This window comes from Porphyrobacter sp. YT40 (assembly GCF_006542605.1).
GTDB lineage: Bacteria > Pseudomonadota > Alphaproteobacteria > Sphingomonadales > Sphingomonadaceae > Erythrobacter.
Map to the genome: position 1 here is coordinate 1,046,577 of NZ_CP041222.1, position 16,392 is coordinate 1,062,968.

General features: G+C 62.1%; 14 protein-coding genes. All 14 read right to left on the bottom strand.

Features of this window, described 5'->3' with window-relative positions; all coding sequences use genetic code 11:
- Positions 1 to 4: 4 nt before the first annotated feature.
- The 14 genes from E2E27_RS04930 to E2E27_RS04995 all read right to left on the bottom strand — a co-directional run bounded on the left by E2E27_RS04930 (position 5) and on the right by E2E27_RS04995 (position 16,188).
- Positions 5 to 496, bottom strand: a complete 492-nt coding sequence (locus E2E27_RS04930) for a hypothetical protein (protein WP_230279358.1) — start codon at positions 494 to 496, stop codon at positions 5 to 7.
- Between the two features lie 29 nt (positions 497 to 525).
- Positions 526 to 2,811, bottom strand: a complete 2,286-nt coding sequence (locus tag E2E27_RS04935) for a heavy metal translocating P-type ATPase (protein WP_502705532.1) — start codon at positions 2,809 to 2,811, stop codon at positions 526 to 528.
- 67 nt (positions 2,812 to 2,878) lie between these two features.
- Positions 2,879 to 4,420, bottom strand: coding sequence for a multicopper oxidase family protein (locus E2E27_RS04940; protein WP_141457933.1), 1,542 nt, complete (start codon positions 4,418 to 4,420; stop codon positions 2,879 to 2,881).
- 58 nt (positions 4,421 to 4,478) lie between these two features.
- Positions 4,479 to 4,865 carry a copper-binding protein gene (locus tag E2E27_RS04945; RefSeq protein ID WP_230279355.1) on the bottom strand — a complete coding sequence of 129 codons (387 nt, stop codon included), beginning with the start codon at positions 4,863 to 4,865 and terminating at the stop codon, positions 4,479 to 4,481.
- Positions 4,844 to 8,011 (bottom strand): efflux RND transporter permease subunit, encoded by a 3,168-nt coding sequence (locus tag E2E27_RS04950; protein ID WP_141461583.1) that lies wholly within the window; start codon positions 8,009 to 8,011, stop codon positions 4,844 to 4,846. Before E2E27_RS04950 ends, E2E27_RS04945 begins: the two co-directional genes overlap by 22 nt.
- Positions 8,008 to 9,504, bottom strand: a complete 1,497-nt coding sequence (locus tag E2E27_RS04955; RefSeq protein WP_067684650.1) for an efflux RND transporter periplasmic adaptor subunit — start codon at positions 9,502 to 9,504, stop codon at positions 8,008 to 8,010. The genes E2E27_RS04950 and E2E27_RS04955 overlap by 4 nt, the downstream gene beginning before the upstream one ends.
- 8 nt (positions 9,505 to 9,512) lie before the next feature.
- Positions 9,513 to 10,748 (bottom strand): TolC family protein, encoded by a 1,236-nt coding sequence (locus tag E2E27_RS04960; protein ID WP_067684652.1) that lies wholly within the window; start codon positions 10,746 to 10,748, stop codon positions 9,513 to 9,515.
- 115 nt (positions 10,749 to 10,863) lie between these two features.
- Entirely contained in the window at positions 10,864 to 11,283 is a 420-nt protein-coding gene (locus tag E2E27_RS04965) for a hypothetical protein (protein WP_141457934.1), read from the bottom strand.
- The gene (locus E2E27_RS04970) at positions 11,283 to 12,632 is read right to left on the bottom strand and encodes an MBL fold metallo-hydrolase (protein WP_066761557.1); all 1,350 of its coding nucleotides are present in this window, start codon (positions 12,630 to 12,632) and stop codon (positions 11,283 to 11,285) included. The genes E2E27_RS04965 and E2E27_RS04970 overlap by 1 nt, the downstream gene beginning before the upstream one ends.
- A gap of 43 nt (positions 12,633 to 12,675) precedes the next feature.
- Positions 12,676 to 13,380 carry an NAD(P)-dependent oxidoreductase gene (locus E2E27_RS04975; protein ID WP_141457935.1) on the bottom strand — a complete coding sequence of 235 codons (705 nt, stop codon included), beginning with the start codon at positions 13,378 to 13,380 and terminating at the stop codon, positions 12,676 to 12,678.
- 108 nt (positions 13,381 to 13,488) lie between these two features.
- On the bottom strand, positions 13,489 to 13,977 hold the full coding sequence (locus tag E2E27_RS04980; RefSeq protein ID WP_066761563.1) for a DUF6692 family protein: 489 nt from the start codon (positions 13,975 to 13,977) through the stop codon (positions 13,489 to 13,491).
- Positions 13,974 to 14,501, bottom strand: a complete 528-nt coding sequence (locus E2E27_RS04985) for a DUF305 domain-containing protein (protein WP_172807445.1) — start codon at positions 14,499 to 14,501, stop codon at positions 13,974 to 13,976. Before E2E27_RS04985 ends, E2E27_RS04980 begins: the two co-directional genes overlap by 4 nt.
- A complete protein-coding gene (locus tag E2E27_RS04990) occupies positions 14,498 to 14,911 on the bottom strand; it encodes a potassium channel family protein (protein ID WP_054527894.1) in 414 nt (137 codons plus the stop codon). The genes E2E27_RS04985 and E2E27_RS04990 overlap by 4 nt, the downstream gene beginning before the upstream one ends.
- Positions 14,908 to 16,188 (bottom strand): APC family permease, encoded by a 1,281-nt coding sequence (locus E2E27_RS04995; RefSeq protein ID WP_234036294.1) that lies wholly within the window; start codon positions 16,186 to 16,188, stop codon positions 14,908 to 14,910. The genes E2E27_RS04990 and E2E27_RS04995 overlap by 4 nt, the downstream gene beginning before the upstream one ends.
- Between the last annotated feature and the right edge of the window lie 204 nt (positions 16,189 to 16,392).

Here is a 16,392-nt window from a genome sequence, read left to right on the forward strand (position 1 = left end):
GCGATCAGCGGGGTCCGGTGCCGAGACGGCGCGCGAGCCACAAGGTGGCGGTGGGAACCGCGACCCACATCACGATCGGTACCAGGCCGATTTTGGTCCCGGGCACAAGCGGCATGATTGCACTATAGGACCACCCCCAGTCGGCACCGACAGCCAGCACTTCGACCATGGCAGTAATGGCCAGGCCGATTCCCAGGAACACGACCAAACGCGAGATCGGCCAGTCTACGAGCCACGGCGTTTTACCACTGCCGACAGAGGCGCCGAGATAAGCGGCCACCATGATCCCGGCATCGCCGAACGAGGCCAGGCCGCAGCGACGTGCTGCCTCGGCAGGCGACAGACCTCCCGACTGGTAGAAAGGAAGCTGAAGCATCTCCCAGGCGAATGCGATAAGAATTCCGAATATCGCGATCCAGAGGGCTGGATGAGCACCGCGCCATTCGCGCGATTCCTCAGAGATTTGGTCCTGATCCTGCATCGTCTGATTCGTCACTCCTGCGATCTCCGTCCCGTCCCCATCGCTCAGGTATCGAATTTGGGAAGAGCGAGGCCGCGCAGGCGCAGGGCGTTGCCGATCACCGATACCGAAGACAGGCTCATCGCTGCGGCCGCGATCATCGGGTTCAAAAGCAACCCGGTCCATGGATAGAGGACACCTGCTGCGACCGGTATGCCGAGCGCATTATACGCAAAGGCAAAGAACAGGTTCTGCCTGATGTTGCGCATAGTGGCCCGAGACAGGACGAGCGCCTGAACAACGCCGACGAGGTCGCCGCGCACCAATGTCACGCCCGCGCTTTCGATCGCGACATCGGTACCCGTTCCCATCGCGATGCCGACATGCGAAGCGGCAAGCGCGGGTGCGTCGTTTATGCCGTCGCCGGCCATAGCGACCCGGCGACCCTCGCTCTTCAACTGCTCGATCTTGCGATGTTTGTCCTCGGGCGAGACGTTCGCTTCGACTTCGTCGATACCGACCTGGCTTGCTACCGCACGCGCGGTGGCTTCGCTGTCGCCGGTAAGCATTACGATTTTGATGCCGCGCTCATGCAGCGCGGCAATAGCGGTGCGGCTGGTTTCCTTGATCGGATCGGCGACAGCGATAAGGCCTGCCGGTGCCCCGTCCACGGCCACGAACATCACCGTCTGTCCGAGGCTTCGGCCTTCGTCCGCCGTTGACCGCCAGCCTTCTTCGAGCGCCCCTATACGCTCCATCATCTTTTCATTCCCGATCGCGACCAGGCGCTTGTCGACATTTGCCTGGATACCTTCGCCGGTCACGGATTCGATATCGGAAGCGTCGAGAATGGCAGCGCCCCTGTTTTGAGCCCCTTCCACGATCGCGTGGGCGAGCGGATGCTCGCTTCCTCTCTCAACGGCAGCGACAAGGCTCAGCAATTCCTGCTCGTCGAAATTTGGCTGCGGTTTTACGTCGACAAGATCAGGCTTGCCCCAGGTCAGCGTTCCGGTCTTGTCGACGACCAGCGTATCGATCTTTTCCAGCGTTTCGAGCGCTTCGGCGTTCTTGATCAGGATGCCGTGCTGGGCTCCCTTGCCGGTGCCGGTCATGATCGACATTGGCGTCGCCAGTCCGAGCGCGCAGGGACAGGCGATGATCAGAACGGCGACCGCGTTGACGAGCGCGTAGGCAAGGGCCGGTGCCGGTCCCCAGATGGCCCAGACGACAAAACTCACGATAGCGACAAGGACGACGATGGGGACGAACCATCCGGTGACTTGGTCGGCGAGCCGCTGGATCGGTGCCCGGCTGCGCTGCGCCTCCGCCACCATCTGCACGATCTTCGAGAGCATGGTGTCCGCGCCGACCTGCGTCGCGCGCATGGTGAAGCTGCCGGTCTGGTTGACAGTGCCTCCGATCACGGGATCGCCAGCGCTTTTCTTGACGGGAATGGGCTCGCCGCTGATCATGGACTCGTCGATGGCGCTGCTTCCATCCTCGAGCGTGCCATCAACGGGGACCTTGTCGCCCGGACGCACGCGCAGCAGGTCCCCCGACGTCAATTCATCGAGCGGTACTTCGCGCTCATCGCCGCGACCGAAGATCTTCATCGCGGTCGGGGGCGCGAGTTCGAGAAGCGCTCGCAAGGCGCTCGATGTCGATCCGCGCGCCTTAAGCTCGAGCACCTGCCCGAGCAGCACGAGGGTCGTGATAACCGCTGCGGCCTCGTAATAGACGCCGACCCGGCCCGCATGATCGCGGAAAGCCTCGGGGAAGATGTCCGGGGCGAGGGTTGCCACAAGGCTGAACAGATAAGCGATGGCAACGCCGAAGCCGATCAGGGTGAACATGTTGAGGTTCATGGTTCGGACTGATTGCAGCGCGCGGGTGAAGAAGGGCCAGCCGCCCCAAAGCACCACCGGAGTGGCCAGCAGAAGCTGCAGCCACTGCGCGAAAGCGGGTTCGATGACCTGATCGAACGGTCGCGACGGGATCATGTCGCCCATCGCATAGGCGAAGAGCGGCAGGGTGAAGAGCGCGCTCCACCAGAACCTTCGCCGCATGTCGACGAGTTCGGGATCGGGGCCCTCGTTCAAGGTGACCGTTTCGGGTTCGAGGGCCATCCCGCATATCGGGCAGGAGCCCGGCCCCGGCTGCCGGATCTCCGGATGCATCGGACAGGTGTATATCGTACCTTCCGGGACATCCTCGACAGCATCGAGGTGCGCCTTCGAAAGATACATCTCCGGATCCGCGCGGAACTTGTCGAGGCAGCGCGAGGAGCAGAAGTAATGGTCGCCACCCTCGTGTCGATCGATGAAGCGGGCGCCGTCCATCTTCACGCTCATTCCGCAAACGGGGTCGGTCGCCGTACCCTCGATTGCATTGTGCCCATCGCTCATCTGTCGTTCTCCCCTAATTGGCCGTGACCACGAATTGCCCCATCATGCCTGCGTCCTCGTGCTCGAGGATATGACAGTGATACATGTAGGGATTGTCGGGATCGGTATTCTCTTCGAACCGCAACAGCAGCCTGACCTGTTCACGTGGCTTGACGATAACGGTGTCCTTGAAGCCCGCCTCTTCCGCCTGCGGAGGCCGACCGTCCCGGTCGAGCAAGCGGAACTGCACATTATGAATATGAAAGGGATGGGCCATCATCGATGCGTTGGCGATTTCCCATATTTCCCACTGACCCACCGGTACGCGCTGATTGATGACATCCATGTCCATGGTCTCGCCGTTGATCGCCATGCCCCGACCCATCATGCCCATATCGAGTACGAAACGGCGGCTGCGAACGGCGAGCGAGGGGTCTGGCGCGGCTAGCGCGGCCAGGGTGGGCGGGAGCATCACTGGAGTCGATGATCCGGAGGGACGCATATCGAGGATCGAAAAGGTGCGGCCCTGCCTCTCGCGACCGGTCCGGTTTCCCATCATTCCGCCGTCCATCATACCCCCGCCTTCTCCGGCCATCATGCCCATGGCGTTATCAGGACTGCTGGCATTCAGGCGCAGCGGGCGCCCTTCGGAAAGGTCGACGATCACTTGTGCGCGTTCGCCTGGGGCAAGGGTAAGACTGCGAATCTCGCGGGGTGCGGCAAGCAGGCCGCCATCGCTTGCGATGAGTTGCATCGGACGATCACCTTCGAGCGAGAAGGTGTAGAACCGCGCATTCGATCCATTGAGAAGCCGCAGGCGCAGCGGACCGGCGGTGGCGTCGAAAACGGCATTGGCCGTTCCGTTCACATAGATGCGCTCACCTATCACCCCCATCATCCGCGAGTGCATGTTGAGCGGGTAAACGAGGCGGCCTGAGCTGTCGATCACGCGATCCTGCACGACGAGCGGGATATCATCTACACCGTACCGGCTCGGCAGATCGAGGCGATCCTCTTCCTCGTCGCGCACGTAGATCGGGGCAGCAAGTCCGGCATAGACCTGTGGTCCGGCCCGGCGATGCGTATGAGAATGATACCAGTATAGCGAAGCGCGCTGGCGTATTTCGAAGGACGGGCTCCAGCGTTCGCCGGGCCGCACGAGTTGGTGCGGTCCGCCATCCGCGGTGGCGGGAAGTTCGAAACCATGCCAGTGGACGGTCGCATCCTCGGCAAGCTTGTTGTCGATATGAAAGCGAACCTGTTCGCCGCGGCGCATTTCGAGGGTCGGACCGAGATAGGATGCGTCGATACCGATCGTCGGTGACGGCGTGCCGGGCACGAATTCTTTCTCGCCCGGTGTCAGGGACAGGCGAAAGACACGCTCGCCCCGTTCGATCGTTCCGGCCTGTAGCCGAGGTATGGCAAGAGGATTGCTTGCTCCTCGCTGATCGAGCGACACCCTGCTTTGCGTGTCGCAACCCACCAGCGGCAGCGCCGCGAAACCCGTCGCCGCGAGGCCGGCGCTTTTCATGAAGTCGCGGCGATCCTTAAAGTCGGGCCTGTCGATACCGGGCATATTCACCTGTTTTTGCGTGGGAGGCACCGGCGCAACCGCGCGCCTCCCACCCATCATGCTATCGCGGCGTTACCGAGGTAACGACGCTGCCTTCGGTTCCAGTACGAAATTCAAAGGCTATTCCCTCACCGACACTGACCTGTTCGAGGATTTGCGCGTCGGCTTCGAAGGTCATGGTCATCGCGGGCCATCCGATACTTTCGACCGGACCGTGCTCGATGGTCACGGTGCCCGCCCCGGGATCGATGTCTGTTACCTTTCCCTCCGCGCTGGCGCTCTGCTCGCCGCCGGTCTCCTCCGCCATCGGCATTTCGCCTGACATGGGCATACTGTCCGAGTTCGCCATCTCGTCAGACATCATGGTCCCGGTGCTGTCGTCTGCAGCGTCGCAAGCTGCAAGCGCCAGCGGTGCCGCGAGCAGGATCATGTAGGTTGGGGTACGCATTCTTCTTCTCCTTGAGGGTTCGCCGGTTTTTCCGGACGGGGACGCCGCAACAACAGATAAGCGGCGGGAAGCAGGAACATGGACAGGAGCGGGGCGGTGATCATGCCGCCGACCATCGGCGCGGCGATGCGGCTCATGACTTCCGAGCCCGCGCCGGTGCCGATCAGGATCGGAAAGAGACCCGCAAGGATGACTGCGACGGTCATCGCCTTGGGCCGCACGCGCAGGAGCGCGCCTTCCCGGATGGCCTCGTCCACTTCTTCGGCGCCCAGGTCAGCTTGCCGTCGCTCCAGTGCGGCTTTCAGGTAAATCAGCATCACCACGCCGAATTCGGCGGAGACACCGGCAAGCGCGATGAAGCCGACCGCAGTCGCCACCGACTGGTTGTAGCCCATCAGATAGAGCAACCAGTATCCGCCCGTCAGCGCGAAGGGCAGCGTGCCCATGATCAGCAAGGCTTCGTCCCAGCGCCGGAAAATGAGATAGAGCAGCAGGAAGATGATCGCGAGCGTCGCGGGAACCACGATCTTCAGTCGCTCATAGGCGCGCGTCAGATATTCGAACTGGCCCGCATAGGACAGGCTGACGCCGGGAGGCAGATCGACGCCCGTGGCGACGGCCTCCTGCAGATCGGCGACCACCGAGGTAAGATCGCGGCCACGGACATCGACATAGATGTAGCTGGTCAGACGACCCTGCTCGCTCTTGAGCATCGGCGGACCGTCGCTGACGGCGATACGGGCGACAGTGCCGAGCGTAATCTGTTGGCCGGACGGCGTCAGAACCGGCAAGGCCCTGAGTTCATCGACGCTGTCCCTGATTTCGCGGGGATAGCGCACATTGATCGGATAGCGCGCCAGCCCCTCGACGGTCCGTGCGACATTGGCGCCGCCTATTGCACCAGAGACGATCTGCTGGATGTCGGCAATGTTGAGTCCGTATCGCGCGGCCGCCATCCGGTCGATATCGACATCGACATAGCGACCGCCCGACAGCCGCTCGGCCAGCGCGGAACTCACGCCAGGCACGGTCTTGGCGATACGCTCCACATCGAGTGCAACGCGTTCGAGTTGATCGAGATCGTCGCCTGACACCTTGACCCCGATCGGGCTCTTGATTCCGGTCGCGAGCATGTCGATCCGGTTGCGGATCGGCGGCACCCAGACATTGGCGAGGCCCGGCACCTGGACGACCCGGTCGAGTTCCTCGACCAGCAGATCGGGCGTCATTCCCTCGCGCCATTCTTCGCGGGGCTTGAAGCGGATCGTCGTTTCGAACATCGTCAGGGGAGCCGGATCCGTCGCTGTATCGGCGCGCCCCGCCTTGCCGAACACCGTTTCCACCTCGGGGACCGACTTGATCAGGCGATCGGTGCGCTGCAGCAGCGCCGAAGCCTCGCCGGGGGAGAGGCCGGGCAGCGCGCTCGGCATATAAAGCAAATCGCCTTCATCGAGCGGCGGGAGGAACTCGCCGCCAAGCCGGGTGAAGGGGATCGCGGTGGTCAGGAAGATCAGCGCCGCGATCACCAGCGTTGCCTTTGGGCGCCGCATGACCCAGTCGAGCCCCGGACGATAGATTTTCGTCAGCCAGCGGTTGAGAAAATTGGAATCCTCCGAAGGGATCTTCCCACGGATCAGCCATCCCATCATTACCGGCACCAGCGTTACCGACAGAATGGCCGCGGCCGCCATGGCATAGGTCTTGGTGAAAGCGAGCGGAGCGAACAACCGCCCTTCCTGCGCCTGCAGGGTGAAGACCGGTAGGAACGACAGCGTAATGATCAGCAGACTGAAGAACAACGCCGGTCCCACTTCCTTCGATGCATCGGCGATGATCCGCCAGCGTTCCTTCACCGCGAGCACGGTATCGGGATTCTCGTGTTCCCATCGCTCGAGATGCTTGTGCGCGTTCTCAATCATGACGACGGCGGCATCGACCATCGCACCGACCGCGATGGCTATTCCACCCAGCGACATGATGTTGGCATTGACGCCCTGGATGCGCATCACGATGAAGGCCGCGAGCACGCCCAAAGGCAGGGTGATGATGGCGACAAGTGCCGAGCGCGCGTGCCAGAGGAACAGCGCGCATACGAGCGCCACGACGATAAACTCTTCGATGAGCTTCGTGGTGAGGTTCTCTATAGACGCATCGATGAGCTGAGAGCGATCGTAGGTCGTGACGATCTCGACGCCTTCGGGAAGGCTTGCCTGCAAGTCGTCGAGTTTCTGTTCGACGGCCTGTATTGCGCTTCTTGCATCCGCACCCTGGCGCAGGACGATGATGCCGCCGGCAACCTCGCCTTCGCCATTGAGCTCGGCGATGCCTCGGCGCAGTTCGGGGCCGACCTGGATCGTCGCTACGTCGCCCAGCGTGACCGGAACGCCGCCGCTCACCGCGCGCAGCGGGATCGCCCTGAAATCGTCGAGGTCGCCGAGATAACCCGAGGCACGGACCATATATTCGGCTTCGCCCATCTCGACGATCGAGCCGCCCGCTTCCTGGTTGGCGGACTGGATTGCGCTCACGATCTCGGCGTGAGTCACGCCGAGCGAGGCCATCCGGTAAGGCTCGAGCACGACCTGGTATTGCTTGACCATTCCTCCGACGCTGGCGACCTCGGCAATGCCGGGGATTGTCTTGAGCTCGTAGCGCAGGAACCAGTCCTGCAGGCTGCGCAGTCCGGCAAGGTCGTGTCCGCCGCTGCGATCGATCAGCGCATATTCGTAGATCCACCCTACCCCGGTGGCATCGGGGCCGAGCGTGCTCGTCACGCCATCGGGCAGGCGGACCTGCACCTGGTTGAGATATTCGAGCACACGCGATCGCGCCCAGTAGAGGTCGGTACCGTCCTCGAAGATGATATAGACATAGCTGTCGCCGAACATCGAGTAGCCGCGGACGGTTTTCGCCCCCGGCACCGAAAGCATGGTCGTTGCCAGGGGGTAGGTGACTTGGTCCTCGACGATCCGGGGGGCCTGCCCCGGATAGTTTGACCGGACCACAACCTGCACATCGGACAGATCGGGCAACGCGTCGACCGGCGTCGTGCGCACCGCCCAGAAACCGGCCAGCGTTACCGCGACGGCGGCGAGAACGATAAACAGGCGGTTGGCGATCGAGGCATCAATTATCCGAGCAATCATTGTCCGGCCCTCGTGATAGACTCGATCCGGGGGCCGGCATCCTGCTGGGTGAAGGTGAAGCGCACCCTGTCTCCCGTCTCGAGCCCGCGCATTTGCGCCGCGCTCTTCGTGCGGAAGGTCATGGTCATCGCGGGCCAATCGAGCCGGGGCACAGGACCATGCCGCAGCGTCACCGAACCATTGGCGATCGACTGGATCGTGCCGGTGGCACCGAAGGTCGCTGGTTCGTCCTCGCCGCCGGTGGAAGCGTCATCTGCCTGATCGACCGGACGGACGTCGAGTCCGGTAAGGCTTGCTTCGGAATCGAGCAGGAACTGACCCGATGTCACGACCTGTTCGCCGGCCGACAGACCGGCCAGAACCTCGGTCCTGCCACCCGCTTCGCGGCCGATCCGGACCTCGGCGGGCATGAAACCGCCCTCGTCCTGCTTCACCATCACGATGGTTCGACGTCCGGTCCTGATAACGGCTTCGGACGGCACCAGCAGCGCGCGGCGTGTGTCCGGGGTCAGCGAGACCTGTGCGAACATGCCCGGCTTGAGGCGACCGGATGCATTGGGCAGTTGCGCACGAACGGTGATCGTACGGCTTGCATCCTCCGCGCTCGGCAGGATAGCGACAATGGGTCCGGAGAAGCGTTCCTCGGGGAATGCGGTCAGCGTCGCGCTGACAGGTTGCCCGACGCGTACATTCGCCGCCTGCGTTTCAGGCACCGCGGCTTCGAGCCAGATCGGTGAGAAACCGGTTATCTCGGCGAGCGTCTGTCCGGCCATGACTGTCATTCCCGGACGCACGCCGAGCGATGTGATGGCACCTCCAATCGGCGCGGTAACGGTGATCGTGGACTGCGGACGTCCATTGCGCCCTACCGATGAGATCAGGCCTGGAGGCATGCCCAAAAGGCGCATGCGTTCGCGCATGGCCTGCGCAAGTTCTTCATCACCGCTGTTCAGGACGGCCAGATACTCCTGCTGCGCTCCGCCCCATTCGGGAACCAGGATATCCGCGAGCGGCGCGCCCCGTCCAACGACATCGTCGGGCGCGCGGCCGTAGGTTCTTTGTACATAGCCTCCGGCACGTGGCTGGACGATCGCGACGTCGCGTTCGTTGTAGGCCAGAACGCCTGTGACGGTTATTTCCGGCTCGAGGACGCCGTACTCGGCTTCAGTGGTGCGGATGCCGAAATTCTGCACCAGGCCGGGATCTATCCTGACGCCTGCAGTGGCCTCCTCGCCCGCGCACTTGGGCACCAGCTGCATATCCATGAAGGGCGAATTGCCCGGCTCGTCGAAGTGCTGCCCCGGCACCATCGGGTCGTACCAGTAAAGGACCTCCTCGCATTCGGTCGCACTGCCGCCCGCGTCGCTTGCACCACCCTGGCCTTCGCCGAGCTGCGAGAGACCATAGCCGGCGGCAAGACTGATGAGCGCGACCGTGCCTGCCATCGTCCAGGATTTCTGGCGCGGCGACAGCCTGTCCCACGCGGCTCCCATTGCGGCTCTCATCGGCCATACTCCCCATAGGTCAGTCGCAGGTTCGCGGCGGCTTCGACGGTCGCTTCCTCGCGTTGCAGAATGTCCACCCGCAGCACGGCGAGCGTTTTGATGGCGTCGATGACGTCGAGCAGTTCCGCGCGGCCCGCGGCAAAGCTCGCGCGCTCGAGGTCCACGCGGCTTTCGGCAAGGGGAAGCAATTCGTCGGTCGCGCGCTGCCATTGTCGATAAGCGCTGCGCCATGCCGCGAGATCGGTTTCGAACCGGGCTTCGAGTTCACGCAGCCGATCGGCTCTGGCCGACTGTGCCGCAGCCGCTTCGGCTTCGGCGGCGGCTATACGCGGGTTTTGGCGCCGGTCCGCGAAAATCGGGAGCGTGATCGAACCCATCACCGAGATTGCATCGCCAAAATCGGGATCGCGCCGTCCATAGCTCACATTGACGCCGAAATCCGGACGCCTTTCCGATCGGGCAAGATCGCTTCTCGCTTCCGCTTGGCGGACCTGCGCAAGCGCCACGACGAGCTCCGGATTGCTTTGAAGCATGGCCCGCAAACCTTCGGGATCGAGATCGGCCGAAGGGATGGTTCCGGTCGCGGTGGCGGTCGGCAGAGCGGTATAGCGCGACAGCATGGCCTGAGCGGCCTCTCGGTCGGCCTCGATCCTGGTCCGCATATCCTCGACTTCGAGCACGGCACGGCGTATTTCCAGACTTTCGGCGGGTCTGGCCGAACCGGCGGCGACAGCACTGCGCGCGAGTGGTACGAGCCCCTCGATTTCAGCAAGTGCATCGTCGGCGACGGTCAGAGCCCGTTGGGCATAAGCCAACGAAATCCATGCCATTCCTGCTCCGACGCGTACCCTGTAACGGGTCTGACGCAATTGTGCTGCGGCAAGGTCGATGTCGGCGTCCGCCATTCCGAACCGGGCCCGACGTTTCGCGAGATTGGGAATCTCCTGTTCGATACCGACTTGGATTTGCGTAGGGAGCTGGCGACCCAGCTCGAACGCAGCCGGCCCGCTTACCGGCAGGTTCTGGATGCCCGCGCGAAGGCGCGGATCGGGCAGTTCATCGGCAGCGTCGGCGATCTCGCGCCGGGCGTCCAGTCGCAGCTCGCTTGTGCGAACCTGGGGCTGGTCGCTCGTTGCTGCTCGCAAAGCTTCTTCATAGCCCACCGACTGGGCATTACTCGCCGGCGCGAGGGCCAGCAGGACCGGAATCGCGGTCCAAGTAATTCGTTGCATGATCGTTCATCCGCAAAAGGAGCGCGTCAGACACGCGTTCCGGATCACCGGCCCGCATCGAGCGCAGGTCGTCCATCCAGAGGCAGGAGCGCACAGGCTTATGCCTGCACGCGGGTCATGCCGGAAATTGCGGAGGTGGCGGTTCTGGCCCCAGCCTTGGGGCCGCGAGCGAATTGGAGACTAATCTGCTGAACTGAGAAGCCTGCGCCGGTATTTCACCGACCAGGGTCGCATCACCCCCTGGAACGAGGGGCGGGATGCAGCCGAATGCCACGAGACAATCCAGCCGAAGGTTCTTGCAAGGCACGCCGTCATGATCGTCCATGGAAGCTGCGCCCGCCATCATCTCCATCTCGGCGCAGGCCGGTTTGCCTGCATCGACCGCCTGAGGCAGGGCAGATGCATGCGCTGCCGACTGGACGAACAGCCCGCAGGCGATCAGTAGCAGTCCAAGGGTGCGCAAGACTCGCATAAAAAAAGCGTAAAGCTTTGAAGAGCGCAAGACAAGGACCTCGCATCGGGTGCGATGGTTCATCACGACGCGTGCTGCCAGGCACCCATCGAGCCCAGATATATATCGAGCTTGCCAAATCCTTTGCTTTGCAGCCAGCCCGCCGCCACACTCGCACGCATTCCACTGGCACACATGACGGAATAGGCGCGTTCGCGATCGAGCTCGGCGAAGCGGGAATTGAGCTCGCCCACGTAGATGTGGTCCGATCCCTCGATCGCGCCGCTGCGCCGCTCATCGAGGTCACGCACATCGAGCAAGGTCCAGTCGTCGCGCTTGCGCTCGAGACGATCCTGAACCTCGTTCGTCCCGATCATCGGAAGGCTCGCCATCTTCATTCCTTGCGCTGCAGCCGGCACGATACCGACATAGCCGCCGACGATCGAGTCGAGCCCGATCCTCACAAGGTGCGTCATGGCCGAAGCCAGCTGGTCTTCCGCCGATCCGACGAGGGCGATTGTTTCACCCTCCCTGATGAACCAGCCCGCAAACGCCGAAATCATGCCGACCGGAAGGCATATCGAACCAGGCAGATGCCCGCTTGCGTATGCAAGCGGATCCCGCACGTCGACGACATGGTCGGCGTCGATTTCGCGGATGTCCGAGAGCATGAGACGTTTTGGTCGCAGGATCCGTGGCGCAGGAGATGTTCCCTCGACATTCAGACGCTCCATCAGTCTGAAATAGGGTGGCTGGTAATGATGCTCGGCGAGCTTCGCCTCGATGAATTCCTCGCGATCGGCTATCTGGAGCCGCGGATTGTTGCGACGTTCGTGGCCTATGGTCGAGAATTCCCGGTTCGCCATTCCCGAACCGCAGACCGAGCCTGCTCCATGCGCGGGGTAAATGATCGCCTGGTCACCCAGACCGCAAATCTTCTGCAGTGAATCGTACAGGAGGCCCGCGACCTCCCGCGCGCGCTCGGGATAGAAATCGGTGCGTCCGACGTCGCCAACGAAGAGCGCATCGCCGGTGAACACGCCGACCGGTCCTTCGGGAAAATCGTCGTCATGGAGGACGAAGGCGAGATGATCGTCGGTGTGACCGGGAGTTTCGAGCACCGAAATCCGCAACTTCCCGATCTCGAAAACGTCGCCCTCTCGCGCGGTGTCGGCGAAAACAATCTCGTCCGCAGGGTTTGGACCGTGCAGAACGCGGGCACCGGTCATTTTGGCCAATACCGGCGATCCCGTGATGAGATCCTCATTCCTGTGCGTTTCGAAGATATGCGTGATCTCCAGCCCTTCGGCGCGGGCACGCTCGACATAAATCTCGCAGTCCCGGCGCGGATCGATGACCGCTGCCTTGCCCTGCGAACCAATCAGATAGGAAAGGTGGGAGAGGCCGGGGGTCTTTATCTTCTCGAGCAGCATGTTTTGCCTCGTCGTTAGAGTGTTTCCGCGAGCCCGCGTCGATCTAGTCGATCCCGAATTCGGCTTTGAGCGCCGAGACGTTCTCGAAGCGGTCTGCTTCTGGCCGGGCGATAGCGGGTTTAGCGTTGACCCAGGTGTTCTCGCAGACGAATTCGAGCATGGCTGCCGCGAGGTCGGCGTGCCTGCAACGAAAGCAACCCTCGGCAAGACGCTCGTCGGTAATGACGGCTTCACCCGTATAGGGTTCGTCGAGGAGCCAGCCCGGTCGCGCAGCCGTCCATTTCAGGCCTTTCGCGCGCTCCAGAAGATCTTCCATGGCGCGCATCTGTTCGAGAATATTGTGCAAGGCTGGTCTTGCCGTGAGCTCGAACCATGCAGGAACGCTGGGTTGCGGCTCTACAAACGCCGCCGATATCACGACGATCTGGGAAATGCCGGTCGTCGACATCGCTTCCACCAGCCTGCGGGTTCCCTCCGTGTAAAGCGGAGGCGGATCGATCGTCGTGGATGGACTGAACCCTATACCGAGTGCGGAAATGACCGCACGACAACCTTCAAGCTCGCTGCTGAAGTCGTCATTGAGAACGTCGCACTGGAAATACTCGACATTGTCGACCCTGTCCGATGGTTCGGGCAGGGTGTGTTCGAACGCTCGTACCGCGATGCCCTTGCGGACCGCATGGCGCAATATTTCCGTGCCGGTCTTTCCTCCGGCACCGAAGACCTCAAGGGGGGCTGCATCGGTCACAGGCTCAGCTTCCACTGTAGCACCTCATTGTAAATTCGGCCGCGCTTGCCGGGCCGATCATGATTATGGAGCGGGCACCGACGGAAGCCGGCGCCCGCTCGCTCGTGTTCACGCTTCGCTGTTGCCGCAAGTCGTGTACCCCCAGAACCCGAACTCGTCCTTCATCCGGGGGCCGGCGACGATGAGCTCCTGCATTTGCAAGCCCGCGTCTCCTTCGTCATCGAGAATGCGCGTACGGATACGAAGCTCACCATTCGCATACTCACCCGAGGCGCTTGCCGTAACAGGGATCAGCTTGCCGTTGATCTTGATGGCCCCGCGACCGCTGTTGTCGTAGACGAATGACGGAAAAGCGACCTCGGTCAGGCGGAACTGGCACGTGTTTTCGGCTCCCAGCGCGGCGAGGTCCGCCTCGCTCATGGTCTCGGGCAGCATGAGGCCGGGGCTGAGGTTGGCAAGAGCGCTCGCAGCACTCTCTATCGGAGCTGCCGTCGCCGGAGGATCGAGCTGCGCTTCGCGATCATTGCCGACCGCGGTATTGGTGTTGCAGGCCGCCAGCGGGAGGGCTGCAAGCGTCAGAAGTGCGATCTTGTTCATTGCTGCATCTCCTCGGGCAGGCGTTCTTCGGTGCGTGGACCGTTCTCCTCGATGTCCTCGATGAGATATTTCATCTCGGCGATCTCACGCCGCTGCGCGACGATGATGGCCTGCGCAAGTTCGCGAACCCGCGGATCCTTCAGGCTCGCCCTCTCGCTGGTCATGATCGCGATCGAGTGGTGCGGGATCATCGCGGCCATGTATTCGGTGTCGTCGACCGTGGTCTGGCTGCGTACGAGCCATAGCGCGAGTGCGAATACGAGGGCTCCGACGCCCAGGATGATGAAGTTCTTGGTCCGGTCCTTGTACATGCCCCACATGAAGAGAAGCATGACCACCATCATCATCGCGCCCATGACGAACATCATCCAGAAGCGCGTCTCGCTCCAGAACACGTCGTCCATGTCGAAGCTGTTGGCGTACATCAGGAAGAACATGATCACGGTCGAGGTCGATACCATGGCCATGAATCGCCAGTAGTTCCCGCCCCCTCCCTTATCCGAGTGGGATGTGCTTTCAGTCATGCGTTTTCTCCTTCCTTCATCATGGTCCAGAACAATTGTGCCGAGCAGCTGATGAGCGCGAAGCCGGTCAAGGCTTCGACGCCGGCAATGACGCGCAGGTGCTCGGTCGGGTAGATGTCGCCGAGCCCCAGCGTGGTCACGTTGATCAGCGAGAAATAGAAATAGTCCATCGCACTCATCGCCGGCGTCTTGTCGAACCCGCCGAGGCCCAGCTCCGCGCCCAGCCAGAAACCGCCAGCGAAGAGCGTCGCGACAAGCAGGTGCGATGCCAGGACGAGAAGCGCGACCCCAAGTTTGGCGGAGAAATTTCCGGGTGCGTCGAGCATGCGATGCCCTGCGCCGAGGATCGACAGATGCACGCCGACCGAGGCCAGGAAAAGTGCAATGGCGAGAATTAGTGCGGCGATCATCGATGATCTGCATCGTGTGTGGCGGGCATGTCACGCAGCGCAGGATTCCGACGGAGATAGAACCATTCGGCTCCGAACACTGCGGCAATACCTGCGACCGCATAGGCGACGACCGCAGGGTCGGTTTTGAGCTTGGCGAGGGCAAAAGCTGTCAGGACTACGCCGTCTGCCATGAGCGCCGACCAGAGGATCCAGGCACGCGCGCCTATTTCTTCCCGCAAACCGCGCAGCACGCCCCAATGCACGAGCATGTCCATTACGAGATAGAAGAACGCTCCGAGCGAGGCGATCCGCGAAAGATCGAACAGGACCGCGAGCGTGCCGGCGACCACGACGGTATAGACCAGCATGTGACTGCGGATCGGTCCCTTCATCCCAAAATGGCTATGCGGGATCATCTTCATTTCGGTCAGCATCGTCAGCATTCGCGAAACGGCGAAAACGCTGGCGATGACACCCGAGGTCGTGGCTGCGATCGCGATTGCGACTGTGAAATAGAACCCAAGCTCTCCGAGCGCGGGGCGCGCAGCTGCCGCAAGCGAGTAATCGCGCGCTTGCGCTATTTCCGAAGTGCTGAGGCTGGCTCCGACCGCCACCGCGACCAGAAGGTAGACGACCACGCATACTGTGATCGAAATGATAATAGTTCTGCCAACATTTCGGTGCGGATCGATGATTTCGCCGCCGCTGTTGGTGATGGTGGTGAAACCCTTGAACGCGAGGATCGAGAAGGCGACCGACGCGAGCAACGCGTCGAGACCCGAAAGCGCGACTGGCTCTGAGAAGGCGCCGCCCGAAAAGCCGCTGGCCCAGATCGCCGCAATCGCGAACAGGGCGATGCCGCCGATCTTGATCGCCGACATGACGAGAGAGAAACCGCTGACCGATTTGTTGCCTGCCGCATTCACGAAATAGGCGAAGACGATGAGCGCCAGTGCCGCGACGGAAACCAGAATGCCGCTGCTCTCGAGCCCAAAGGGCCGCAAGGCATAGGTCGCGAAGGTCCGAGCGACCAGGCTTTCGTTGATGACCATCGACAGCGCCATCAGGAGCGATGCCGATGCTGCAACAACACCCGGTCCGTAGGCCTTCTGAAGAATCATCGCGATGCCGCCAGAGGAGGGCCAGCGGTTCGACATCTTGATGTAGCTGTAGGCGGCTAGGGAAGTGACCAGGGCGCCGACTATGAAAGAAAGCGGAAATAGCGGTCCAGCCAGTTCGGCAATCTGGCCGGTCAGTGCGAAAATACCAGCGCCGATCATGACGCCGGTTCCCATTGCGACACCGCCAAGCAGCGTTATCGATCCAGCACTCTTCCCATGTTGATCGTTGCCATCTGTCTGCAAGTCTTTCCCCTGTCGATGTCCTCCCGTCCGAGAAACATCACGACAAGCAGTACGTTGCGAAGCGGCTCACCCCTCAAAAAATTTTCTGGCGGGGCATGAGCCATCCTTGGGCTGGCCCCGAAATCGCGTTGAGCT